The following is a 25,019-nucleotide window of genomic DNA, read 5'->3' as shown; positions in this document are numbered from 1 at the left end:
AGCCGGCACTCGGCCGGCTTCTATTCAACTTATCTAGCGATTATTCAGCATAAGCCTCAACGTGCTCACCAAAGAATAACGCGTTACTAAAAATACGGCTTGTGCCATACCAGAAACCACGGAAAACAGGATTGTCACTCATAGCAACAACGGTTCCACGGCCATAACTGTGCGCTAAAATAGCCCCACCATTTGCGATTTGTGCAACGTTGTTCTCATCGGTGAAACCTGCTAGCAAAGGTTTCTCTGAGTATGTAGCTACATTCACAAAAGGTGCAGCAGACTGCTCCAATAGGAAGGTGCTGTTTTTAAACACTGGTAGTGATTCACGAGTCAGTGAGAAGCTCAATGGGTGCGTCAAATCAACCTGCGTGTCGAAGATGGCACCGGCAATACGCTGTTTGCCCGCCAGCATATCTTTATCACCATAATGTAAGCCTTCTGTGGAGAATGCCGCAGCCATATCCTTGCGAGATAAATAGCTCGCTTTTAAGATTTGTTCATCTGCTAGGAATTGAGCACCACCTTTATGACCCCAAACTACACCACCGGCTTGCACCCAAGTTTGCAGTTGTGATTTAAATGATTTAGATAAGCTCCCGTAACGACCTTGGGAAAATACAATATGAGTGTAGTTATCAAGGTCAACACGGGTTAGGTTGTCAGCTTCGATAATGCTTGGCGCTAAACCAACATGGCGGTCTAGGTAGTACCATAACTCGCCTACTTCATATTGGCTCGCAGGCTCACCACCAACCAGCAATACTTTCGGTAAAGTCACAGGCGCTAGTTGGCGAGAACCCAAGTCCACACCTTTACTGGTTAAACCTGAATTGATACCAAACACATCAATAGCAAACTCAGCGCTCACAGAGTTGAGCACGGCTAGCCAATCATCACGCTTTTGAATGCCTGCTGGGATCACAATAGTACCCGGAGCAAGGTCGCGCTGCTCACCATCACTGTTTGCGGTAAAGCCTGAGAGGGCAACACGAGCTTCAACACCTTGTTGCAATAACTTAGTCAGTAACTTTGGCGCATGATAGTCATACCACTCAAACGCGAATGCATAGTGTCGGTTAAGAGGTTGTGCCTGCGATTTTGGCGTGTCTGCAGACCAAGCTTGGTCTTCAACTTCCAATCCCCACGCACTGCTTAGCGGTTTAAACTCAAGATTGAATGCATGTGCTAATGTCCAACCAGATACATCGTAAAACGTGTTATCGACAAAGTTTTGCTGCTCAGTGAACATGGCTTTAATTAAGCGATACTGGCGCTGGTCCAGTGGCACGTAGTAACTGTTCTGCGCATCAAATTCTTGCTTCTCAACGGTCGTCGGCTCAGTCAGTGCATATGCATTAATCTGATGTTGTTCCAGAATCGACAAGAAGTAAGCCAAACGCGTTGGGTCTTTCGGCGCACTGACGACGTACCCTTTAACCTTGTCCTTATCCGCCAATTTCGTTGACTCTTTAAAGAAGTCCTGTTGGTAAGTTAACAACTTTTGGCGATTTTCCAGTACCGCGTCAAAGGTTGAGAAGTTCGTGAGCAATTGATTTTTAATGGTAAATGGGAATTCTAAACGACCATTGATGGTGTCTTGAACATGACCACGGCTGCTTCCTTGTTCAAACAGGATACCGATACTGCCGTTGATATCTGGATAGGTTGAGCCTTTACCGACATAAAAGTCATCAAATGCTTCTTCAGTGAAATACAAGCGGTCGTGTTTATCTAAAATACGCGCATGGTGTGTCGCAATTGTTTTCGTCAAATCGACATTTTCATCTGGCGTCAGCGGGTTTTTACGTGACGGAATACCTGGTTGGAAAAAGAACGTGCTATTTGGACCCATTTCATGGAAGTCGGTCAACACATTCGGTTGCCACGCTTGGAATTGCGCAATACGAGCACGCGACTCAGGGTGTTGCAACAACAACCAGTCACGGTTTAAGTCGAACCAATAGTGGTTGGTGCGACTGCGAGGCCAATTTTCATTATGCTCACGTGTTTCTGGATCTGCACTTGGGATCATCGCACGGTTTGAGTTAGCCCAACTTGCAAAGCGCGCTAAACCATCTGGGTTCAACGACGGGTCTAACAAGATAACACTGTGCTCAAGCAGCTGTTCTACACGTTTGTCTTGCGCAGCCGCCAAATAATAGGCCACTAATAACGACGCATTGCTGCCCGAAGGCTCATTGCCGTGCACACTATAACCCATGTACATCACCGCAGGTGCATCAGCAGTGACGGCACTGTTACCGTTAACACGCTCTAAATGCGCTTGGCGCACTTGGTCAATGTTACCAAGACGCTCAGGCTTAGTAATAGTAAGCATGACCAGCGGACGCTGCTCATGGGTATAACCAATTGTTTGAATATTCACGCGATCACTATGCTGTGCTAGTTCACGCATGTAATACACCAGTTGATCATGGCGAACATGCCACTCACCCACTTCATAGCCTAATACAGACTCAGGGGTGGGAACCTTAGGATCAAACTGAATATCTTCATCGAAATAATAACTCAGTGGTTTGGCGCCTACTGAGGTACAGACAACAAGAAATAATAAAATGAAAATTTGGCGCATGGGTATAGTTAGCTAATTAAAAAACCATATATGCACGCTACCATTGGCTGAAAATTAAGCCAACTTTTTACGTTCAACACTGGCGGCAACGCGATGAGCGGAGTATCATAGCGATTAACCGAGTAAAACAGTCAAGTATAGTGTTGTTACTATGATCACAATTTCAGAAACTGCGCAAAGTCACTTTGCAAAACTGCTTTCAGAACAAGCAGATGGTACGAATATCCGCGTTTTCGTTGTTAACCCTGGCACTTCGCAAGCTGAGTGTGGCGTTTCTTACTGCCCTGCTGATGCGGTTGAAGAAGACGATATCCGCCTTAACTTTAATGGGTTTGATGCGGTTGTTGATAAAGAAAGTGCACCGTTTTTAGAAGAAGCTGAAATCGACTTCGTAACTGACAAGATGGGCACTCAATTAACGTTAAAAGCACCAAACGCGAAAGCGCGAAAATTATCTAACGATGCGTCGTTAGAGGAGCGCGTTGAGCACATGCTAGTAACAGAAGTGAACCCACAATTAGCGAACCACGGCGGCCAAGTACAGCTGGTTGAGATTACAGCTGAAGGCATCGCTGTTCTGCAATTTGGTGGCGGTTGTAATGGTTGTTCGATGATCGACGTTACACTTAAAGACGGTATCGAGAAAGAGATGATCGAGAAGTTCGAAGAGATCACTGGCGTCCGTGACATTACTGAGCACAACCGTGGCGACCACTCATACTACTAAGTTCAAATCCTTGGTATATCGCTTGGGCTCTGAGCCCAAGCTGAGCCTCAAGCGTTTCTTCACTGGGCTTGGTTTATTCGCTATTGCGGTAGCGTTAATTCTTGGCGGTTATGCTTATCAGCCTTGGTTACAAATTCCCGGTTTAGCTGTGCTTGCTGTGGCACTGTTTTTTGCTGCTTGGGGCTATCTCGGCATATTCGCAAATCGTTTTGCACAAGTTATTGCAGTAACTGATGTGCACCTACCAACTGACGATAACGAATTACCAAAGTAATTCCGCGCATCGCCATAAATGCACTCATCGCTGACCACAGAGCGTGATTTCCCCACTGCTGAGTTAGTAGAAATACCCCGAAAAACCCAACCACTGCTGATAGAATCATGGTGTTACGCATATCTTTCGCTCGCATCAAACCAACAAATACACCATCGAAAATAAAACAGGCCATCGCCAATAAAGGCATGACAATCAGCCAAGGCAGGTAGTCAATCGCTAACTCATTCACCGCAGGCACATCGGTAAGTAGACGAATAATATGCTCGCCAGCGACGAAGAAGAACAACGCATAAACGATGGCAAAGACAGCGCCCCATTGCACGCTGATGGTTACCCACATATGCACGTCACCCGCCTTTTTGGCGCCACGCGCTTGGCCCACTTTCGCTTCTGACGCATAGGCGATACCGTCCATCGCGAAGCTGATAAGCAGGAGAAAATTCATCAGTACCGCGTTGGCTGCAAGCACCGTATCGCCGATACGGGCACCGTAAAAGGTCATAAAACTAAAACACAATTGCAGCATTAAGGAGCGGAAGAATATATCGCCATTGAGGCGCAGCAAAGCACCGATATCAAGCACTTTGAGTGATGTTGGCCATGTCCAAGTTAGCCCAAGTTTTACGAACAAGCGAGCAACCATCCACAACGCAAATATGAGTGCGCAATAGTCGGCAATTACAGACGCCAACGCCGCTCCCTTGACCTCCAATCCTAAGCCGATAACAAAGAAGACATCGAGCACAATATTGACCATATTGGTGAGCAGCACTAAATAAAATGGTCCTCGTCCATATTGCACTCCTAACATCCACCCTAATAGCACTAAATTGACCAGTGCAGCAGGCGCGCTGTAGATACGAATATGGAAATAGTTAAAGGCTTGGGTGAGAGTCTGCTGGGACGCATCCGACAACATAGCCATGACGTTGGCGATGGGGTATTGCAGCAGCAAAAGCAACCCTGCCACCAACAACGCCAGACACACACTTTTTTGCAGTGAGCTCACCAAGGCCGATTTATCGTTGGCACCGAAAGCAGATGCAATCAAGCCTGTGGTGCTCATGCGTAAAAAACCCACCAGCCAGAACAGCATGGAAATAACCGTTGCACCGAGCGCGATCCCTGCTAAATAATGGGCGCTCCCTAGGTGACCGATGACCGCAGTATCAACTAGCCCTAGTAAAGGCACAGTGATGTTCGATAGAATCATAGGCCCAGCGAGCAACAATAAGCTTTTATGGTGAGTCTTATTATGTTTAGAAAGTTGTCCCATTTATTTTTCTCTTTAGTCGCTCTTTGCAGCGCATCGACACAAGCAGCGGTTATTCTACAGTATCATCATGTAAGTAAAACCTTGCCCAAGGTAACCAGCGTTGAAAGCGATACATTTCGTGCCCATTTGCTGTATTTACAGCAAAAAAAATTCAATGTTGTAGCCCTTGATACCTTGATTGACGGCCTGCGCGAAGGCCAAACCTTCCCAGATAAAACTGTGGCGATCACCTTTGATGATGGCTACGACAACAATATTGAACAAGCAGCGCCTATCTTGGCTGAATTTAATTATCCCTACACTATCTTCGTAAACCCGGCGCTTATCGATGACGGCAAAGGCTATGTCATGACGTGGGAGCAGCTGCGTACCCTAAGTAAACAAGGCGCATTAATTGCCAATCACAGCAGCCGCCATGATTATTTACATCACAAACTGGCTGGGGAAACACAAAAGCAGTGGCAAGAGCGTATCAAAGAAGACATCACCACCGCTGAGCGTCGTATTGAGCAAGAGTTAGGCTACAGCGTTAAGTACCTTGCTTACCCTTATGGAGAGTTTGACCGAGCATTGCAAGAGTTAGTCAAAGAGCTTGGCTATGTGGGCATCGGCCAACACTCCGGAGCTCTGAGTGAAAATAACGATATGACTCGTTTACCTCGTTTTCCTGCATCCGGCTTCTATGCAGACCTTGAAACACTGGGCACTAAATTAGCGTCGCAGCCCTTTAATATTGCCAAACTAGACTATTTAGACACAGTGACCACTGACACCCAACCGCAATTGCGCATTGAGTTCACAGAAAAACCATTCGCTAACGCGCAGTTTGCCTGTTATGTCTCTGGCCAAGGCCGCGCCGATGTACAATGGGAAGAGGGTAATGTCGCTAAGATTGTCGCACAACAGCCATTAGCACAGGGGCGTGCACGCTATAACTGTACTGCGCCGGTGAAAGGCCAAGCGGGTCGCTACTATTGGTTTTCACAGCCTTGGGTGATCACTTCTTCGCCTGCTGAATAAGCCAAGACGCACATTCTTGCAAACTCACCGTGTCACGGGCCGCGCCAAGATCAATCGCGGCCTTCGGCATTCCCCACACCACAGAACTGGCTTGATCTTGTGCTGCGGTAACCGCACCGGAACGACGCAAATTCAATAAGCCTTGAGCACCATCCGCCCCCATCCCTGTTAGCAGCACTGCGCAAGTTCGTTTTGCTAGTTCCTGCTCGACGATAGAGTTAAACATTACATCCACCGCAGGGCGATGACGATTCACCGGCGGGGCCGAGGACAAACGACACACTATCTTGCCGCCATTACGCTCAAGTAAAAGATGCTCGCCACCTGGGGCTATATAAATATTGCCGGTCTTGATCTGTTGGCCATCTTCAGCCTCGTGCACTGTCATTGCACACATGGAGTCCATTCGGGTGGCAAAAGACTTACTGAAAACAGGCGGAATATGCTGAGTGATTACCACAGGTGGAAAGTTTGCTGGTAAGCGAGTAATCACTTCTTTAATTGCTTCGGTACCACCGGTCGACGCACCGATTGCGATTAACTGACTGAGTTTAAATTCAATATGCTGATCGGCGCTACTTCGACTCGGCTGTGGGCTCGCTTTAGCATGACGACGCACATTCGCCCCCGCTGCTGTGCGCACTTTCTGCTGCAACATTTGCGCATAGGAGTGCATTTCATCTGCCACATTGGCGGTTGGCTTGGCCACAAAATCCACCGCGCCGATTTCCAGCGCTTCCAAGGTAATCGGTGCACCTTGTTGCGTTAACGTCGAGATCATCACTACAGGCATAGGACGCAAACGCATGAGGTTTTTCAAGAAGCTAATGCCATCCATTTTCGGCATTTCAACGTCCAAAGTCAGCACGTCAGGATTGTGCTGCTTGATGAGCTCGCGTGCTTGATAAGGATCGCTGGCACAGGCAACCACTTCCATATCCGCAGTTTGACCGATAATTTCAGTCAACAGTGATTGAATTAGCGGGGAATCATCAACTATCAATACTCGAATCATAGTGCTCTGCGCCCTTAAAACAGCTCAATATCCGTGCTCGTATCTTGCGTTTCAATATCGTGAAGGTATTTAAGTTCACGTTTTTGAATTGTATCGTTGTGCATGGTCTGTAGTTTTTTCATCTTAACACTCCCAGTTTCTGGGTGAAAAATGATTTTTCTGGGCCATGGCCCACCCACATCATGAGCCACAAGGTTAAGCCCTTCCTCCTTTACGTAGGCGTTAGCAAAACGAATATTACCTAGGCCTACATCGGTCATTGAACGAATAATTTTACCCCCACCAAACAGCTTTACCTTTAAGTTCTTACGACTGCCACCATTTTTAATGATCTCATTAACCAAGATCTCCATCGCCCAGTTGCCATAGCGACAGTCGGTATTATCAGGGTCTATTTCATCAAACTTTAAAGACGTCGGGAGCATAAAGTGATTCATGCCACCGATACCCATCACTGGGTCGTAGATGCACGCAGCAATACACGACCCAAGTACTGTGGAGATTAACTCATCATGCTTGGTGACATAAAACTCCCCAGGCAAGACCTTCGCCATGACCTTGTGTCGACTTGAATCCCAGAACCGTTTTACGTGCTCGAAGCCAGCCAGCGTAGGATGAAAGGCATGCATTTACGTATGCGCCTTTACATACATGGTACGACCGAGATTACGAAACTGGTGCTGATCTTTACCCATACTTTCAGAGTGTCCTAAAAATAAATGACCGTGATTTGTTAGCCGCTGAGCAAACTGATCGTACAAATATTCTTTGGTGGTTTTATCAAAGTAAATCACCACGTTGCGGCAAAAAATAACGTCAAACTGGCCTTTCATTGGCCAAGGTTCTAATAAATTCAAACGCTTGAAAGTAATGTATTTTTGCAGCGCGGGTTTTACTTTCAGTTGATCGCCATGGCGACTTTTCAAAAACCACTGTTTGATCAGGGGCTCAGGTATCCCTGTGATTTGGCGTTGGTTATACACCCCTTGCTGCGCTGTTGCTAACACATTGGAGTCTAAATCGGTGGCCAAAATTTTAATGTCCCAACCGGCTCGCGGGCACACTTTTGCAACCGACATCGCAATCGAGTAAGGCTCCTCACCCGTGGAACATCCCGCTGACCAAATACGGATTTTGCGATTCGCTGCGTTGTCTTTTAACAGCTTAGGTAGTAATACTTTTTCCAGATAATCGAAGTGATGTTTCTCGCGGTAAAACGACGTGAGGTTAGTGGTCAATGCATTGATGAAGTTGCTAAATTCATCTCCTGCATGACCATCTAAATATTCAAGATACTGACTAAACTGGGTGAAACCAAACTGGCGTAAACGCTTCGCTAGTCGCGAATACACCATTTCTCGTTTATGAGGACCAAGAACGATGCCACACGCCTGATAAACGCGCTCGGAAATATTCTTAAAATCTTTATCCGTAAAGGTAAATTCCGCCATTTCCGAGCCCTAATTCACGTTTAACAGGCGCCTTTGCGGCGCGTCTCAAGTTAGTCGTTAAAACTCTTCCCATTCATCGCCGTCATCGACGAAGTTGTTACCCGCTGGCGGGTTGGGCGTGGTACGTGAAGTCGAACCATTCAACCGCTTCACAGGCGGAGCAACTGGACGTGAGTCCGGTAGCCCCGAAGACATATTCACGGAGAAGAAGCTCAACATCTGACGCATACTATTGGCTTGCTCTGCCATGGATTCACTCGCCGCCGATGCTTGCTCTACAAGTGCGGCATTTTGTTGCGTCATTTCATCCATCTGCGCCACCGCTTTATTCACTTGTTCAATACCCGAGCTTTGCTCTGCTGAAGCTTGTGAAATATCAGCAATCATCTGTGATACACGTTGCACCGACTCAACAATGTCTTGGAGCGTCGCGCCAGACTCATTCACCAATGTTGAACCATCTTCAACTTTACCGACACTGTCACGGATCAGCTCTTTAATCTCTTTCGCCGCACCCGCAGAGCGCTGTGCCAAATTACGCACTTCACCCGCAACCACCGCAAAGCCGCGACCTTGCTCTCCCGCCCGCGCAGCCTCAACCGCAGCGTTTAGCGCAAGTAAGTTAGTTTGGAATGCTATTTCGTCGATTACACCTATGATGTCAGCAATCTTCTTACTCGATTCATTGATTTCAGCCATACCGGTGACGGCGCGATTCACGACTTCACCACCGTGCTTCGCTTTATCGCAGGTTTGCGCTGCCAACTCACTGGCTACTTTAGCGTTATCAGCGTTTTGACGAACCGTACTGGTCATCTCTTCCATACTAGATGCAGTTTCTTCAAGGGATGACGCTTGCTCTTCGGTACGTTGACTCAAATCGGTGTTACCTTGCGAAATCTCTTCCGCCCCAGTCGCCACTAAATTCGCAGAGCCGCTTACTTTGTCGATTACTTCAGTCAGTTTATCTGCAGTGCTGTTAGCATCGCGTTTGAGTTTCTCAAAGGCACCTTGGAAGTCTCGGTCAATACGCTTAGTGAGATCACCATGCGCCAGTGCATCGAGCATGATTGCGGTCTCAGCAACCGCATCGTCGACCACACTCACTAATTCATTTAATCCTTCAGACAAGCGTAAGAAGAAGCCATCTTTACCATCAACGCTCACACGAGCATCTAACTCACCGCCTCGCGCTGCATTAACTAACTTGTTGATTTCACCTTCAATCGCTACTTCCGCCGTTCTATCAGACCATTCAACTACGGTGCCCGCTCGTTCACCTTCTTCGGTCATGATGGGGTTAGCTATCAAAGAGAACGTGCGCCCACCGACCACGATTTGAGTGCGATAAGTACTAGAGAGTTTCGCCAACATACCGCGTTGGTGCGCAGGATTTTTGTGGAACACATCGATGTTCTGGCCAATCAAATTATTGCTGTCAAAATTCGGCAAGTCTCGGCGCAAATCCTGTTCGGCATTGCGCATCATATTGACCACCGCTTTGTTCATATACACTATGTTGTGCTCAGCATCGGCAATCATGGTGTTGGTGGCAACGTTATCGAGGGCATGACGAACACGTAAGTTTTCTTTTGCTGTTTGCTTCTCGTGTTCAGAGCGTGCGAGCTCTTCAGTAATATCCTGCCATTCAACTATGGTGCCCAGACGGTTACCATCGAGGTCAAACCAAGGTGTGGCAATCAAGTTGAAGGTAAGCCCAGCCAACTTGAGGTTAGTATTGTATGGTTCGTTAAGGCGCGCGAGCATGCCGCGTTGGTGCGCTGGATTTTTGTGGAAATCATCCACACAGGTACCAATGAGTGAGCTGACCTTAAAGTTCGGCAACACAGTTTGCAACTGCGCCTCACGATTACGCAGCATCTTCAATACTTGGTCGTTCACGTAGACGATTTCAAGGTCATTGTTGGCCATCATCACATTGGCCTGACACACTTTCAGTGCATTAACTAACTTGGCTGATTCTTTGGCTTTAAGCTGCTCTGCACGCTGCTGTGTAATATCGTTGGCGTATTTAACAACCTTGATGGGTTTGCCCGTCATATCGAGAATCGGGTTGTAAGAAGCTTGTATCCATACTTCTTTGCCACCTTTACCAACACGTTGATATTGACCGCTGTTATATTCACCGCGAGCTAAACGCTGCCAAAAATCACTGTACTCAGGACTTGCAGCATATTCAGGGGTCACAAACATGCGATGATGTTGGCCTTTGATTTCATTGAGTTGATAACCCATGGTCTGCAAGAAGTTGTCATTGGCGTTGAGGATGTTGCCGCTGAGATCGAACTCAATAACGGCTTGTGAGCGGCCAATGGCATCGACCTGTCCCTCTAATTCGGCTGTTTTTAATTTACTACGGGTGATATCGGTGGCCACTTTCACCACTTTGAGTACGCAGCCTTGCTTATCCAATATCGGGTTGTAAGATGCTTGAATCCACACATCATCGCCATTTTTGTTGATGCGTTTAAACTCATCGGCGATAAACTCACCTCGGCCTAGGCGCTGCCAAAAAGCACTGTACTCGGGACTCGATGACTCATCGGCAGGTACAAACATTCTATGATGTTGACCGCGAATTTCATCGAGGCGATAACCCATTACATTGAGGAAGTTATCATTGGCGGTAATGATCATACCCGAGGGTTCGAATTCGATCACCGCCTGCGAGCGGTTCAGCGCTTGGAGCACTAGCGCGTCTTCACCTGTATCTTTCGATTCCTTAGTAAACCAGACCATTTTTAATCCACCCTGTTCGTGCTAATTCAGTATCAACAATCAATAATTTTTGGTAAATCGAGCAAGATAACCATCTTGTCGCCCACATTTACCAGCCTGTCTACGAATTCGTTGTCCGTAGAGTCATGAAACTCTGGGGCTGAGCGCGCATCGTCATTGTTGATGGTGTATACATCAGACACAGCATCAACGACTAAACCCACCACCTTTTCTTTATCGCCCACGTATTCTTTGACAATAATGACCACAGTTAAGGGGCCGTATTCTTTGTGTGCAATGGTAAAGCGCAAGCGTAAATCAATGATGGGCACTATGGTGCCGCGCAGGTTTATCACCCCTTTTAAAAACTCAGGCGCATTGGGGATTTCAGTAATTTCCTCCCAGCCTCGAATTTCTTGCACTTTGAGAATATCGACACCGTATTCCTCTGCTGCCATCATAAATGTGAGGTACTGCTGCACTTCACCCTGATGGTTTTGCAGCACAATGTACTCATCGATACCTTCTACCTTCATGCTTGCTCCTCTTGTAGCAGAGCAGCATCTAACATGCTGTCTTGTGAGCCTGGCTTTTTCAGCCCTGCTAACTTAATTAATCCGGCAATATCAACAATCAAAGACACGCGGCCATCACCCAAAATAGTGGCGCCTGAGATGCCATCTACACGTTGGTAATTGGCCTCCAAGCTTTTGATAACAACCTGCTGTTGCGCCAGTAAATCATCTACCAGCAAACCCACTTTCTGATTGTCATTTTCCACCACAACAAGCAGTGCTTTACTGAGCTCAGTAATGGCATTGGGGTGATTGAATATTTTGTATAAACGCAATATCGGGATGTATTCATCGCGCAGACGCAGCACTTCAAGGCCACTGCCCACAGTACTGACTTTCGCGGTATCAATTTGCAATGATTCAACAATGGAGATCAGCGGCACGATATAAGTATGCTTATCAACACGTACTAGCTGCCCGTCCAATATCGCCAACGTCAGCGGTAAGCGAATGGTGAAAGTAGACCCCACACCGGCGCTGGAGGTAACCTCAATCGAACCGTTCAAATCCGAGATATTAGACTTCACCACGTCCATGCCTACACCGCGTCCCGATATGTCGCTCACCTCGTCAGCAGTGGAAAAACCGGGTTCAAAAATAAGCTCATGAACCTTTTCTTCCGTGAGATCTTCTTGCGCGTTGATTAACCCATTGGCGATCGCTTTTTCACGAATCTTCTCGGTGTTAAGGCCGCGCCCATCATCCATTATTTCAATGACGATGTTGCCGCCTTGATGGAAGGCATTGAGGGTCACAGTGCCTACAGGCTCTTTACCAGCAGCTTCGCGCTGTTCAGGCGTTTCTAAACCGTGGTCGAGGGAGTTGCGCACCAAGTGCACCATAGGATCGGAAATCTTCTCCATCACCGTTTTATCAAGCTCAGTGCCTTCACCTAAAAGTTTCAATTCCACATTTTTATTAAGCTTTTGCGAAATATCACGCACCAAACGTGGGAACCGGCTGAACACAAAACTGATGGGCAACATGCGAATACGCATAACATTTTCTTGCAGGTCACGCGTGTTATGAGCCAATTGCGCGAGCCCCTCTTGCAGTGCAGCTAAGGTATGCTCAGTGATCTCTTGCTCGCTCAACTGACTGAGCATTGATTGGGTGATGACGAGCTCCCCGACCATGTTGATAAGCGAGTCAATTTTATCAATACCAACACGAATAGAAGTGGACTCAGTACTAGATGCTTTCTTCGCTGGTTTTCCAGCTTTTGCAGCCGCACTTGCAGCCGCACTTGCAGCTGCTCCTTGCGCTATGGCTGGGTTAGCAGCAAGCGTTTGCGTGGGTGCTTCTATGTCGCTTTCATCGTCAATCGGCAAGGCTTGGGGCTGTATATCGGCGCTTTGCTGTTGCTCAGCAAACAACCCGCCACATAAAGTAATTTCTATCTCGGCGTCGTCTTCAACCCACTCAAATACTTCTTCTATTTGTTCTTTTTTGGCATCGGTTTCGAGGAATAACTGCCAAGACATAAAACACTCATCACTCTGCAACTGATCAATCGTTGGAATTGCACCTAACTCTACATGCACCTCTAGATGACCTAACTCAGCCAAATCACTGAGCATATACAAGGGTTCATTGCCGGTTTTGAATAAGTGATGGTGCGGTTTGAAGTTAATTTGAAAGGTTTGTGTTTCTTTTTCTGTGGTTGCGCTGTATTGAGCCGGCTCTTCGGATTCAACCGCCGAAGCAAAGCCCAAGATCACTTCAAATTTTTGTTTTAACTCCCCCGCTACTGTGAGATCGGGTTCCTGCTCGCTTTGCAAGGCGCGTAACATTTCTCTCAAGCAATCAACCGATTGCAGCAGTAGGTTTACATGTTCAGAGGTTAGTTCTCGTTGTCCTTGGCGGATTTGATCCAACAAGGTTTCCAAAACATGGGTAAAGTCTGACACCGATGTGAACCCGAAGGTACCACTGCCGCCTTTAATGGAGTGCGCAGCACGAAAAATAGTATTGAGCGTCTCACTATCAGTATCGCCAGGCGTGAGGTTTAGAAGCTCCGTTTCCATGGCATCCAAGCCTTCAAAACTTTCTTCAAAGAAGACTTCAAAAAATTGACTCAGATCGATACTCATAGGCCGCGGCTCTTAACGAATGACTTTTTTGAGAACGGCCAACAATTGGTCAGGGTTAAATGGTTTTACAATCCACCCCGTTGCCCCAGCTGCTTTTCCTTCTGATTTTTTATCCAATCCAGATTCTGTGGTCAGCATCAGTAATGGCGTGAATTTGTAATCTGCAAGCCCCCGCAACTCACGGATAAGCGTAATACCATCCATGATGGGCATGTTGACGTCCGAAATGACTGCATCAAATTTGTTTTGTTTAGCTATCGCCAGCGCCTCACTGCCATCTTTCGCCTCGGTTACATCAAAGCCCGCTTTTTTGAGAGTAAAACTCACCATTTGGCGCATTGATGCAGAATCATCAACAGCTAAAATCTTTTTCATAGACACCCTCTAAAATATTATCTATTGCCATTCAGTGCTAAGTAGGTAGAGACACCCAGTGTTTCACATGCGCTTTGTAGAGCTTCGCTGGCACCTTCCCATACAATGGCATGATCCCCCAATTGCAGGCTCTTTTGTAAGGCGCACAAAAGTTGTACACACGCGGTGTCTGCTTTGGTCACTTCACTGATATCAAGGCACACATTACTGTCGTTTTGAAGCTGCGCTTGTAGTTCTGTATGCAATGCTTCAACCTGAGATATCGTCATCTCATTGGGCAGTTTCAACATAATTTATGCTTGTTATTTACTAGCGTCTATTCAAAAGCTTAGACACAGTTTGCTCAATTGCCAGTCGATGATGTAAAAATTTCTTTCAGTGAAATAGGGGCTTAGGTGATCAAGCCCCTATTTTAAGAGATGTGGAGATATCGAAGGAATTTCTTAGCTGGAGTAGTGATTGATGATCGCTTGTAACTCGTTAGTCATTATTTCAGTGTTTATTGTAGGTACAGACCCCACAGCATATTCAGGTTTGAAAATCGCGCGAATGAAACCGTCGGGATCGACCAAAACAACCGATGCACTGTGATCAACAAGGTAATTCCCCGTCTGCTCCTCGGTTATTGCATAAATTAACCCCAAATTCTGTACAAAGGGATAAAGTTGCGCGTGAGGTCCCGACACCGCTTTGAACTCAGGATTGAAATAGGTGATGTACTGACGACGCTTTGCGGCAGTGTCTCGATTTGGGTCTACCGAGACAAACCATACATTCAGGTCTTTACGCCCTAGATTACTGACGACCTGACTTAACTTAGCCAAGGTCATCGGACATACATCAGGGCAACTGGTATAGCCGAGAAACACCAAGTCCCATTGCCCTTGTAGTTGGGCTACGCCCACCTCAGCGCTATGTTGGTCTTGCAACGTAAAGGCATTTATTTTTTTCGCCGGTTCATACACCAAGGCTTGCACATCCAGTTCAGGCTTTGAGCACCCTACTAACGACAACGCAACACAACCAGCCCATAACCACCTAAGCGACATAAAATACCCATTTATCAATAAATAATGCGACAAAGAGTAACATTAAATGAAGAATTGAGAACTTAAAAACCGCCATGGCACTGCGGTGCTCAGGATCACGCTTTAAGCGCCATGCATAGACTACAAATAGCGCGTTAAGTATGGTGCTTGCTAGTAAATAGAAAAGCCCAGACATACCAATCAGATAAGGTATCACGCATACCAATGCCAGTATGACGGTGTAACCCAACACACAGGTTTTACAAAAATCGATACCGTGAGTTACCGGTAACATAGGCACATCGGCACGACGATAATCGGCTTCACGGGCAATGGCCAGCGCCCAGAAGTGCGGCGGCGTCCACGTGAATATAATCATGACTAACAGCCAAGGCGCAGCAGCAAGTTGCCCTGTTTCACTGACCCAACCTAGCAGTGGCGGCATCGCCCCAGCTAAGCCACCAATTACAATGTTCTGCGGCGTCGCACGCTTTAAAAACATCGTGTAGATAACCGCATAGCCAACCAAAGCGAACAAAGTCAGAATGGCACACAACCAATTTGATGCTGCCACCAGAGCCACAAAGCCAGTGACACCAAGAACAGCGGCAAAAGCAAAACCACGGGCTTCGCTGACCTTGCCTAAAGCGACAGGGCGATGACGAGTGCGCGCCATCTTAATATCTATTTCGCGGTCAACAATATGGTTAATCACCGCAGCTGCGGCTGAAAGCAGACCGATAGCAGTTAAGCTCACCAGTTGCAGTAACCAAGAACGCCCCATATCGGGCGCAAGCGCCACTCCAACCCAAGCGGTCAGTACCAACATCAGTACCACTTTAGCTTTACACATCGCCAAATAATCACGCCAACTTGCTTGCTGCGTGGCAATGGCATTAACAGACAATACTTTACTCATAGCGACTTCCTCCCCCTAACACTTGGCTTTTTGCAAGTAACACAAACGCACAAGCGTGAGTAACAACAGCAGCGCCATCAAGTTATGTGCAAGTGCCACCAGCAATGGAATTTGCATATACACCAAGGCAATACCAATGCAAACTTGCGCGACTAATGCTGCGACAACAGCAAGCACCGCATTTTTAATTGTTCTAGAATACGCACCTTTGAACACCTGCCACATAGCGCTGAAAACCACCAGCAATGTCATCAATGCGCCAAAACGATGCAGAAGATGAATGGACATCCGCGAGTCATACGACAACACGCCATATTCATAATTGGCATGCTCCATAGGTAAGTGGAAAACTTTTGACAGTGAAAAGGCTTCACTGCCTTCGCACATTGGGAAACCAACACAGTGTGCGGCCGCATAATTCGCTGCCAACCAGCCACCCAAGGCGATTTGAATTATCACCATCGACAACGCTGCCATACTCCAACCTTGCAGCGCTTTGGCCCCAGCGTCACCGCCAAACACAGGTTTAGTGTGTGAGCGCAAATACAACAACCACAATAAACTAGCGATAGAAAAGCCCCCGAGTAAATGCCCCATAACAATTAGCGGCTGCAAATTCATGGTGACTGTCCACATTCCTAGCAAGGCTTGGAATATCACCAGTAACAACAACACTACAGGCAAGCGCAACGGTACATTTGGCAGCTTGGCATTGCGCATGGCATACACGGCAATGGCGAGTATCAATAACCCCAAGGTGCCAGCAAAATAGCGATGCACCATTTCCTTGAGCGCCTTTCCTTGATGCACTTCTAAACCAGGAAAGTTTTGCTCGGCGGCGGCGATTTCATGGGCCTTATCTGGCACCGTTAAAAAGCCATAACACCCCGGCCAATCAGGGCACCCTAACCCCGCATCGCTCAAGCGTGTATACGCACCTAATCCTACTACCATCACGGCAAGTAATGCCGTCATTAACACCAGACGTTTATAATTTTTAGTCATACTGGCCTCTTAGCTGCTGCGCGAATAATTCAAAAGTTTCTTCAAATCTTTTAGTAACCCTTTGTGCATCAACCTATTTTCTTGTGGTTGCTGTACATAGTCGTACTCCAAGACCACCAAGCCATGATGGTCAATTAAATATAAATTTCCTGGCGTCAGTTGTGTGGGAGCATCCTGCATGTGCAATGTAGGATGCGCCTCTCCTTCAACATCGAGGTCGGGACCCATCAAGGCCAAACGCACCTTGCCTTGGTTTTTACCCAGTGCCACATACAATGCCTGCACATCTTGCCATTGGTTGGCGCAGCTCTCACATTGCGGCGTGTTCACCATCGCAATGGTCCAAGGTGACAAGGGATGCTCTTGCCATTGCTCCAGCGCCACCTGTTCATCTAAAAATCGACCATGATTGCTTTGCTCGCCCGGCAACCAGCCACTTTTAAGCACTAATACGGCGGCTACCACCGGCACTAAAAAGCAGCCAATGAATAAATAGAGCGGTTTATTGTTTTTCATGTGTTCTCCTTGCTCGCCAATATGCACTGAGCGCAATGATCAAAGCCGCCAGCGCAATCAAAAACCACTGTAACGCATAAGCATTGTGCTTCTGCGCCGACATAGTTACGCCCTGATAATGCGGCTGAGCGTTGACGCTGCTATTGGGCAGCCCCGCATAAGCCATAAAGGGATGAATTGGCTTACGAGTTTGCTGCGCCATACTGTGTAAATCTATTTGTTGAATACGCTTGGGCCAAGCGTCTTGCTGAATATCATCTTTGAGGGTAATACCGCCCAACTCGCCGTCTTTAATTAGCGCTTGGGGCAGCGTAATTTCGCTGGGAAGGTTTATTATCGGCAGTTCATTTCGGGTCAGAGGTGCTGGCACAAACCCAAGGTTGACGAGCAACCAACGATTAGACGTATCAGGTAACATCAACACTAATACGTCGTAGCCGACTTTTCCTTGATAAACCTGATTGTCGAGCAACCAATATTGAGGAGAAACTTCTCCTGTAATCACGACTTGCATCCCTGTTGCGTCACCGTCTTGGATAACACGCAACGCTTGCGCAAAATCAAGCACACCACGCTCAGACCATGAATCCAGCATTTGTTGCCTTTGCTGCTTCTGTTCAGCGCGCTCCAGCTGCCAAAAACCCAAGCGAGTACAAACAGTTATCGTTAGGATAACCAGCCCTGTCCATAAAATTGCGCTAAGCTTACCTGTAAACACTCAACCACCAACCTCGGAGTATCCGTACCGTGCTTATAAAAATTATTATTATTGCGCTACTGCTAGTCGTCATTTACACCCTCTTTAGGGCGCTGTTAGCGATGATAAAATCCGATAACAAAGTGCCTATGTCTCATTTTTTGGGCAAGCGAGTCGCGCTTTGCGTGCTTGTCCTCATTATTATTCTTGTTGCGCAGCAACTTGGGCTGCTGCGCTTTAATCAATCACCCATTACAACACATACACAAACACAAACAGGCACAGCCACACCACATCTACAAAGTGCCAGTACCATGCTGCAGCTTGAAATGCGAAATGCTTCTCGCTGCTAAAGTGCCCTTTTAATACTCGAATAAACACCACGCTGAGCATGATGGCCCCAAGGGTCACGTGCATGCCGTGGAATCCGGTAAGTAAGAAGAAGGTGTTGCCATAGATACCCGAATCAAGTTTTAGTCCCAAGTCTCTATAAGCGTGGATATATTCTTGCACTTGCAAGCCCAAGAAGATCACACCCAATAAGATGGTTAGAAACAAGAAGATAGCCAGTGGCTTACGGTTGTCTTTTTCGATAGCGGTGTGAGCAAACTGCAAAGTGACAGAGGAAACCAGTAAAATAATGGTGTTGATCAGCGGTAAGCCTTGCCAGCCCATAGCTTGAGTTGTGGTGCCACCTGGTGTGCTCTCCAGTGGCCAAGCCGATGTAAACTCAGGCCACAATACTTCACCTGTCATGACATTATTGCCATCACCGCCTAACCAAGGCACCGCCAGCATACGGGCATAAAATAATGCACCGAAGAAAGCAGCAAAGAACATCACTTCTGAGAAGATAAACCAACTCATCCCCTGCTTAAACGAACGATCCATTTGCGCTGAATATAGGCCCCCATGGGACTCATTGATCACATTGCGGAACCACCCCACTAGCATGTACAGCAGTACTGCTATGCCTGCAAATAGCAAATAGTGACCATGGCTACTTTCTTGACCCATCTGCATTACGGTTAAACCCGCACCTGCAGCGATGAAGAACATGGCTACTGCACCGACAATCGGCCAAGGGCTCTGGGCCGGTACGTAGTACTTTTCATACTGTTCACTCATATTTATGCCTCATTTGGTTTATCGCGCCGAGGCAACCAAAGCTTCTGGATGCTTGGCGCTGATATCAAAAAGCGTGTATGACAACGTTAACTCTTCGTATTCAGGAGGTAACGCTGTATCGACATAAAACCTTAATTGATATTCTTGTTTTTCATTGGCTTGCATTGTTTGTTGGTCAAAGCAAAAGCACGCCAGTTTGTGTAAGTATTTTGCTGCTAAGCCCGGGGACACAGATGGAATAGCCTGCATCACCCGCGCTTCATCTGCGGTGTTGGCCGCAGAGAAAGTCACGACGCTCATTTCTCCGGGCTTTACCACGACTTCTTGTACTTGTGCATCAACTATGAAGGGTGCGCCGCTTTGCGCATGGGTGGTGAAGCTCACAGTGACTTCTCTGCTTTCATCCACCACTTCGCTTTGCTGCGCTTGCTCCATGGATGGCTTGCCATTGAGGCCAGTGACATCACAAAACACGTCGTACAGCGGTACCAGTGCGAATGCAAAAGCAAACATTGCTATCACACTGATCACGAGTTTCTTCAATAACGGCGCGTGGTTCATTACTGCACCTTAGGCGGCGTTTCAAAGGTGTGGTATGGCGCCGGCGATGCGACTTCCCACTCCAGACCTTCGGCACCGTCCCACACTTTTGCAGGTGCTTTTTCACCCGCTTTAATGCACTTGAAGACCACAGCAACAAACAGTAATTGTGATAAACCAAAGGCAAAACCACCGATACTGATAATGGCGTTGAAGTCAGCAAATTGCAGTGCATAGTCTGGGATTCGACGTGGCATGCCAGCCAGGCCAACAAAGTGCATTGGGAAGAACAGCACATTAACGCTGATCAGCGACATCCAGAAGTGCCATTTTGCCAAGGTGGTGCTGTACATGTGCCCTGTCCATTTAGGTAGCCAGTAATAAGCTGCTGCCATTATCGAGAACACCGCCCCAGTTACCAATACGTAATGGAAGTGCGCCACCACGAAGTAGGTGTCGTGGTATTGGAAATCCACCGGCGTAATCGCCAGCATCAAGCCGGAGAAACCGCCAAGGGTAAACAGCACAATAAAGGCGATGGAGAACATCATCGGTATTTCAAAGCTGATAGAACCTCGCCACATGGTGGCCACCCAGTTGAATACCTTCACCCCGGTCGGCACGGATATCAGCATGGTGGAGTACATAAAGAACAACTCCCCTGCGAGCGGCATACCTGTGGTGAACATATGGTGCGCCCACACCACAAATGACAACAAGGCGATAGATGCGGTGGCGTACACCATCGACGCATACCCAAACAGCTTTTTACGCGAGAAGGTAGGTACAATCGTCGAGATAATACCGAATGCCGGTAAAATCATGATGTATACCTCAGGGTGACCAAAGAACCAGAAAATATGCTGGAACATGACTGGATCACCACCCCCTGCGGCATTGAAGAAGTCGGTACCAAAGTATTTATCCGTGAGTACCATGGTTACCGCACCGGCAAGCACTGGCATAACCGCAATCAGCAGGAAGGCGGTGATCAACCATGTCCACACAAACAGCGGCAGTTTCATCCACGTCATACCTGGTGCGCGTAAGTTCACTATGGTAACAATCACGTTTATAGCCCCCATAATGGAGCTGATACCCATGATGTGCACCGCGAACACAAACAACGCTGTGTTGTCGTTACTATAAGTCGTTGAAAGTGGCGCGTAGAAAGTCCAACCAAACGCCGGACCACCACCTTCCATAAACAGCGACAACAATAAAATCGCAAACGCGAATGGTAAAATCCAGAAGCTCCAGTTGTTCATACGCGGAAGCGCCATATCTGGCGCGCCAATCATCATCGGGATCATCCAGTTAGCTAGTCCCGTAAAGGCTGGCATAACCGCACCGAACACCATGATTAAGCCATGCACTGTGGTCATCTGGTTAAAAAAGTGTGGGTCAACGAGCTGTAGTCCCGGCTGGAATAGCTCGGCGCGAATGACCATGGCCATCGCTCCGCCCGTCAAAAACATAAGCAGTGAAAACAACAGGTAAAGTGTACCTATGTCTTTATGGTTAGTGGTAAAGAGCCAGCGTTTAATACCCGTTGCAGGCCCGTGATGTTCATGTGTTGCAGCAGCTGTACTCATTGTCCTTCCCCATCAATTGCGGCCTGAATCGCACTTGGTTGCACTGTGTCACCAGTATCGTTGCCAAATGCATTACGCTGGTAAGTCACGACAGCAGCGAGTTCTTTGAGTGTTAGCTGGCTAACGAATGCCTGCATCGCTGTACCTGGCTTACCATGAACCACGATATCTATGTGGTCCTTGATCTCCCCTTTGGCGATAGGGCTGTCCTTAATCGCAGGGAATACACCCGGTAACCCCAGACCTGTGGGTTGGTGACACGCTGCGCAGCGCGCCATGTAAACTTGTTCACCTGTGGCCATAAGCTCTTCTTGAGTGAGCGTCTGGTCAAGCAAGGCAGCATCGGCATCCGCCTGAGCTTGCACTGCTTGTTTTTGCTCAGCCAACCACGCTTCGAATTCTTCAGGCGCTTTGGCTTCAACCACTACAGGCATAAAGCCATGGTCTTTACCACATAGCTCAGCACATTGGCCGCGGTAGATGCCCGCTTCGTTTACCTTGGTCCAAGCTTCGTTGATAAAGCCTGGATTGGCATCTTTTTTAACTGCGAAATCCGGCACCCACCAAGAGTGAATAACGTCGTCTGAAGTCATTAAAAAGCGTACTTTTTTATCTGTTGGGATCACCAACGGCTTGTCGACTTCTAGCAAATAATGCTCGCCTTTATCTTGAGCATTTTGAATTTGCTCTTGTGGCGTTGAGAGCAACGAGTAGAAGCCAACATCATGGCCCATGTATTCGTAGTGCCACTTCCACTGTGAACCGGTGATCTTGATGGTGACATCTGCTTTAGAAGTGTCTTCCATCGCTATCAAGGTTTTGGTGGCAGGAACAGCCATACCTATGAGGATTAAAAATGGGATCGCGGTCCAAAGTATTTCGACCTTGGTGCTTTCGTGGAAAGATGCGGGTTTAGCCCCTTTAGATTTGCGGTGTCTGAGTAAGGCCCAGAACATCACACCAAACACTATTACCCCAATGACACAGCAGATGATAAATATCGTCATGTGTAACTGGTAAACATTTTCACTGATGTCGGTCACCCCTGGGCGCAAATTATAATCACTATTTGCTAAAGCCAAGTGCGGGGCAAACAAACACAGCAACATGAGGGAGCAAAGCTTCTTCATGTACCATCTCCTTAAAACGCGCAACGCAAAAAGAGAAGAGGCAGTTACTGCTAGCCAATCTTCATTATTATTATGCTTAGAACTGGCCGATTACATTTACTTTACACAAAGCGATTAAAAAGCAACCAGCAAAGCCTGTAATCTAACCAATTAGTCAAGAATTGGGCATATAGCAAGAAAATAGGCGTTTTTGTTTTGCTTTTTTCAATAAATATTTTGGGGAGTTTCAATCTGTTAGCGTACAGAAAAAGGAATTAGAAAAGGGCTGGAAACCCCCAATCAACGGCGTATTGGGGGCCTATATTTACTCGTTACAACTACATCCAATCGGCATTTCGGATAACACCAACCGCTAAACCCTCAATATTGAAGGATTCATGTTCTAGGTCGACTTCGATTGGCGCAAATTCTTCGTTTTCTGCATGTAGCAATACTTTACGACCGGCTTTCTCTAAACGCTTCACGGTGACGTCATCACCAACACGCGCAACCACCACTTGGCCGTTCTCCGCAACCTGAGCACGATGCACAGCCAGCAGGTCGCCGTCCATAATACCGATGTCTTTCATACTCATACCATCAACACGTAGTAGGTAATCAGCGGCAGGCTTAAACAGTAATGGATCGATTTGGCAGTGACTTTCAATGTGCTCTTGGGCCAAGATGGGTTCACCGGCAGCGACGCGACCTATCAGAGGCAAGCCTAATTGCTCAGGCTCTTCCTCTTCGACCAATTGAATACCACGGCTGGCACCGGGCTTCATTTTGATCACCCCTTTTTTAGCAAGGGCTTTAAGGTGTTCTTCTGCGGCATTCGCACTGCGAAACCCCAGTGTTTGTGCAATTTCAGCACGCGTAGGCGGCATGCCTGTGTCTTTAATAAATACTTTGATCAGCTCTAAAATTTGCGATTGGCGATTAGTTAAAGGACGCATACAACTGGGTTTCCATACAGTACATTTAACTGTGAGTATATACAGTTGTCAGAAAATCGCAAATAAAATCAGGCAATTTGCTCAGCTCAAAAAAATGCGCCTACTTAGGTTTGGGTTTTTGTCATTACGCCAACGCTTAAATACTAAAAGCTGCTGTTAGGCTGAGTTAAAAACACAATTTCATCATCCGTGGATTTGCGCCCCAGTATTTCATTGCGATGCGGGTATCGACCAAAACGATCAATAATCTTCTTGTGCGCCACTTCAAATTCATAATTATCCAATGGCTTGAACAACCTATCAGCCTCCTGATGGATAACCTTACTTTCACTGTGCATGTAGGGCATGTACATAAACGGACGCTCTTGCTCATTCAATTGCATGTCGAAACCCTTATCCACCGCGTGCTGAGCCAAACACAGTGCGAGTCCATCAAAGGCTAAAGCCTTTGGCGTATCGCGAAACATGTTGCGCGAGAATTGGTCGAGCACAATGATTTCACACAGCGCCCCTTGAGCTGTGTTGCGCCAATGCGCTAACTCGCCCATGGCTGCGGCATGATGCAGTTGCGAAAATAGCTTAATGACCTTGTCGTCAAACGCTACACTCTTTTTGAACCAGTCCTCGGGTTGGCATTGCTCAAACCAAAAATCATACACAGATTGAAAATCCATATTCTCTCCTTCAAAGTAAAGAGGGTGTGAAGCCGTTTGCAAACAAGGCAATATTAACCGTGAAGAAACTCTACATTTATGAACATTGCCCTTATTCAGTTAAAGCCACAATGGTCGCTCGTGCACGAAATATAGACGTGCAAATATGCTACTTACAAGCCGACGACACGACCACCGCTATCCAGTTAGTGGGCAAAAGCACTGTTCCCATATTAGCTAAAAACCAAAACATTGCCATGGCGCAAAGCCTCGATATTGCCGCCTATTTCTGCAAACGTGCAAAAATGCCATTGGATCATGGTGATTACCTCACGCCAGCAAGCAAATGGGTAGAGACCTACTTACCTACCTTTTTACGCTTAACCTTACCGCGCTGGCCGCAACTCGCTCTACCGGAATTTGGCACACCAAACGCCATCGTCTATTACTGCGATAAAAAGGAGGCGCTCTTGGGGGCTACCTTCGCTGATATTCTTGCCCACAGTGATGAAGATATAACGATCATGGATAGGGCTTTGGATGAGCTCTCTTGGCTCGATGCGCCGGATGAAATCTCATGGGCCGATGTTGCTATCTTCCCCTTCTTGCGCAACCTAACCGTCGTAAAAGGCTTGCACACTCCCGAACATATCCAGCACTATGTGCACCAAGTTGCCACCATGAGCAACATCAGAACATTCACAGACGTTGCTGTATAAGGAGTAGTAA

At 47.2% G+C, this 25,019-nt stretch carries 26 protein-coding genes; 5 read left to right on the top strand and 21 right to left on the bottom strand.

The genetic code is table 11. The features are described from left to right. Window positions 1–40: 40 nt before the first annotated feature. Window positions 41–2,596 carry a M14 metallopeptidase family protein gene (locus tag V1358_RS10615; protein WP_347393534.1) on the bottom strand — a complete coding sequence of 852 codons (2,556 nt, stop codon included), beginning with the start codon at window positions 2,594–2,596 and terminating at the stop codon, window positions 41–43. Window positions 2,597–2,747: 151 nt separating this feature from the next. Between V1358_RS10615 and nfuA the strand changes: the two genes are divergently transcribed. Next, window positions 2,748–3,323, top strand: coding sequence for a Fe-S biogenesis protein NfuA (nfuA, locus tag V1358_RS10610; protein ID WP_347391304.1), 576 nt, complete (start codon window positions 2,748–2,750; stop codon window positions 3,321–3,323). Beyond that, entirely contained in the window at window positions 3,301–3,597 is a 297-nt protein-coding gene (locus tag V1358_RS10605; protein ID WP_347391305.1) for a hypothetical protein, read from the top strand. The genes nfuA and V1358_RS10605 overlap by 23 nt, the downstream gene beginning before the upstream one ends. Here V1358_RS10605 and dinF read toward each other — a convergent pair. Continuing rightward, window positions 3,542–4,876 (bottom strand): MATE family efflux transporter DinF, encoded by a 1,335-nt coding sequence (gene dinF / locus V1358_RS10600; RefSeq protein ID WP_440589742.1) that lies wholly within the window; start codon window positions 4,874–4,876, stop codon window positions 3,542–3,544. The genes V1358_RS10605 and dinF overlap by 56 nt on opposite strands. Here dinF and V1358_RS10595 point away from each other — a divergent pair. Then, entirely contained in the window at window positions 4,856–5,896 is a 1,041-nt protein-coding gene (locus V1358_RS10595) for a polysaccharide deacetylase family protein (RefSeq protein WP_347393533.1), read from the top strand. The genes dinF and V1358_RS10595 overlap by 21 nt on opposite strands. On the opposite strand, the gene V1358_RS10590 is transcribed toward V1358_RS10595, so the two are convergent. The 13 genes from V1358_RS10590 to V1358_RS10530 form a co-directional block, all read right to left on the bottom strand. After that, on the bottom strand, window positions 5,874–6,911 hold the full coding sequence (locus V1358_RS10590) for a protein-glutamate methylesterase/protein-glutamine glutaminase (protein ID WP_347393532.1): 1,038 nt from the start codon (window positions 6,909–6,911) through the stop codon (window positions 5,874–5,876). The two genes, V1358_RS10595 and V1358_RS10590, sit on opposite strands and share 23 nt — an antisense overlap. A gap of 14 nt (window positions 6,912–6,925) precedes the next feature. Beyond that, the gene (cheD, locus tag V1358_RS10585) at window positions 6,926–7,540 is read right to left on the bottom strand and encodes a chemoreceptor glutamine deamidase CheD (RefSeq protein WP_347391308.1); all 615 of its coding nucleotides are present in this window, start codon (window positions 7,538–7,540) and stop codon (window positions 6,926–6,928) included. After that, window positions 7,541–8,362 (bottom strand): CheR family methyltransferase, encoded by an 822-nt coding sequence (locus tag V1358_RS10580; protein ID WP_347393531.1) that lies wholly within the window; start codon window positions 8,360–8,362, stop codon window positions 7,541–7,543. Window positions 8,363–8,419: 57 nt separating this feature from the next. Further along, complete coding sequence (locus V1358_RS10575; RefSeq protein WP_347393530.1) at window positions 8,420–11,122, bottom strand: methyl-accepting chemotaxis protein; 2,703 nt, start codon at window positions 11,120–11,122, stop codon at window positions 8,420–8,422. A 32-nt stretch (window positions 11,123–11,154) separates the two neighbouring features. Further along, window positions 11,155–11,637, bottom strand: coding sequence for a chemotaxis protein CheW (locus V1358_RS10570; RefSeq protein ID WP_347391311.1), 483 nt, complete (start codon window positions 11,635–11,637; stop codon window positions 11,155–11,157). Continuing rightward, window positions 11,634–13,769, bottom strand: coding sequence for a chemotaxis protein CheA (locus tag V1358_RS10565; RefSeq protein WP_347393529.1), 2,136 nt, complete (start codon window positions 13,767–13,769; stop codon window positions 11,634–11,636). The genes V1358_RS10570 and V1358_RS10565 overlap by 4 nt, the downstream gene beginning before the upstream one ends. Before the next feature lie 12 nt (window positions 13,770–13,781). Next, a complete protein-coding gene (locus V1358_RS10560) occupies window positions 13,782–14,144 on the bottom strand; it encodes a response regulator (protein WP_347391313.1) in 363 nt (120 codons plus the stop codon). A gap of 17 nt (window positions 14,145–14,161) precedes the next feature. Then, window positions 14,162–14,434, bottom strand: a complete 273-nt coding sequence (locus V1358_RS10555) for an STAS domain-containing protein (RefSeq protein WP_347393528.1) — start codon at window positions 14,432–14,434, stop codon at window positions 14,162–14,164. A 153-nt stretch (window positions 14,435–14,587) separates the two neighbouring features. After that, entirely contained in the window at window positions 14,588–15,193 is a 606-nt protein-coding gene (locus V1358_RS10550; protein WP_347391315.1) for an SCO family protein, read from the bottom strand. Next, window positions 15,183–16,091 carry a heme o synthase gene (gene cyoE / locus V1358_RS10545; protein ID WP_347393527.1) on the bottom strand — a complete coding sequence of 303 codons (909 nt, stop codon included), beginning with the start codon at window positions 16,089–16,091 and terminating at the stop codon, window positions 15,183–15,185. The genes V1358_RS10550 and cyoE overlap by 11 nt, the downstream gene beginning before the upstream one ends. A 15-nt stretch (window positions 16,092–16,106) precedes the next feature. Continuing rightward, on the bottom strand, window positions 16,107–17,096 hold the full coding sequence (locus V1358_RS10540) for a COX15/CtaA family protein (protein ID WP_347393526.1): 990 nt from the start codon (window positions 17,094–17,096) through the stop codon (window positions 16,107–16,109). A 9-nt stretch (window positions 17,097–17,105) separates the two neighbouring features. After that, complete coding sequence (locus tag V1358_RS10535; RefSeq protein ID WP_347393525.1) at window positions 17,106–17,612, bottom strand: redox-active disulfide-containing membrane protein; 507 nt, start codon at window positions 17,610–17,612, stop codon at window positions 17,106–17,108. Further along, window positions 17,599–18,330, bottom strand: coding sequence for an SURF1 family protein (locus tag V1358_RS10530; RefSeq protein ID WP_347393524.1), 732 nt, complete (start codon window positions 18,328–18,330; stop codon window positions 17,599–17,601). Before V1358_RS10530 ends, V1358_RS10535 begins: the two co-directional genes overlap by 14 nt. Before the next feature lie 29 nt (window positions 18,331–18,359). Here V1358_RS10530 and V1358_RS10525 point away from each other — a divergent pair, with 29 nt between their 5' ends. Continuing rightward, window positions 18,360–18,662 carry a DUF2909 family protein gene (locus V1358_RS10525; protein ID WP_347391320.1) on the top strand — a complete coding sequence of 101 codons (303 nt, stop codon included), beginning with the start codon at window positions 18,360–18,362 and terminating at the stop codon, window positions 18,660–18,662. Here V1358_RS10525 and V1358_RS10520 read toward each other — a convergent pair. From V1358_RS10520 to V1358_RS10495, 6 genes are all read right to left on the bottom strand, one after another. Beyond that, window positions 18,562–19,437, bottom strand: coding sequence for a cytochrome c oxidase subunit 3 (locus V1358_RS10520; RefSeq protein ID WP_347391321.1), 876 nt, complete (start codon window positions 19,435–19,437; stop codon window positions 18,562–18,564). The genes V1358_RS10525 and V1358_RS10520 overlap by 101 nt on opposite strands. 18 nt (window positions 19,438–19,455) lie before the next feature. Next, the gene (locus tag V1358_RS10515; RefSeq protein ID WP_347391322.1) at window positions 19,456–19,998 is read right to left on the bottom strand and encodes a cytochrome c oxidase assembly protein; all 543 of its coding nucleotides are present in this window, start codon (window positions 19,996–19,998) and stop codon (window positions 19,456–19,458) included. Beyond that, window positions 19,998–21,572, bottom strand: a complete 1,575-nt coding sequence (gene ctaD / locus V1358_RS10510) for a cytochrome c oxidase subunit I (protein WP_347391323.1) — start codon at window positions 21,570–21,572, stop codon at window positions 19,998–20,000. The genes V1358_RS10515 and ctaD overlap by 1 nt, the downstream gene beginning before the upstream one ends. After that, window positions 21,569–22,702, bottom strand: a complete 1,134-nt coding sequence (gene coxB / locus V1358_RS10505; protein WP_347391324.1) for a cytochrome c oxidase subunit II — start codon at window positions 22,700–22,702, stop codon at window positions 21,569–21,571. Before coxB ends, ctaD begins: the two co-directional genes overlap by 4 nt. Before the next feature lie 317 nt (window positions 22,703–23,019). After that, window positions 23,020–23,637, bottom strand: coding sequence for a transcriptional repressor LexA (gene lexA / locus V1358_RS10500; protein ID WP_347391325.1), 618 nt, complete (start codon window positions 23,635–23,637; stop codon window positions 23,020–23,022). 143 nt (window positions 23,638–23,780) lie between these two features. Continuing rightward, window positions 23,781–24,311 carry a DUF924 family protein gene (locus V1358_RS10495; protein ID WP_347393523.1) on the bottom strand — a complete coding sequence of 177 codons (531 nt, stop codon included), beginning with the start codon at window positions 24,309–24,311 and terminating at the stop codon, window positions 23,781–23,783. Window positions 24,312–24,370: 59 nt separating this feature from the next. On the opposite strand from V1358_RS10495, the gene grxB reads away from it, so the two are divergent. After that, a complete protein-coding gene (gene grxB / locus V1358_RS10490; protein WP_347393522.1) occupies window positions 24,371–25,009 on the top strand; it encodes a glutaredoxin 2 in 639 nt (212 codons plus the stop codon). Window positions 25,010–25,019: the final 10 nt, after the last annotated feature.

The organism is Pseudoalteromonas pernae, from assembly GCF_039831865.1.
Taxonomy (GTDB): Bacteria; Pseudomonadota; Gammaproteobacteria; order Enterobacterales; family Alteromonadaceae; genus Pseudoalteromonas; species Pseudoalteromonas pernae.
Note: the sequence above shows the minus strand (reverse complement) of the source record. Positions and strands in the feature narration are given on the sequence as shown.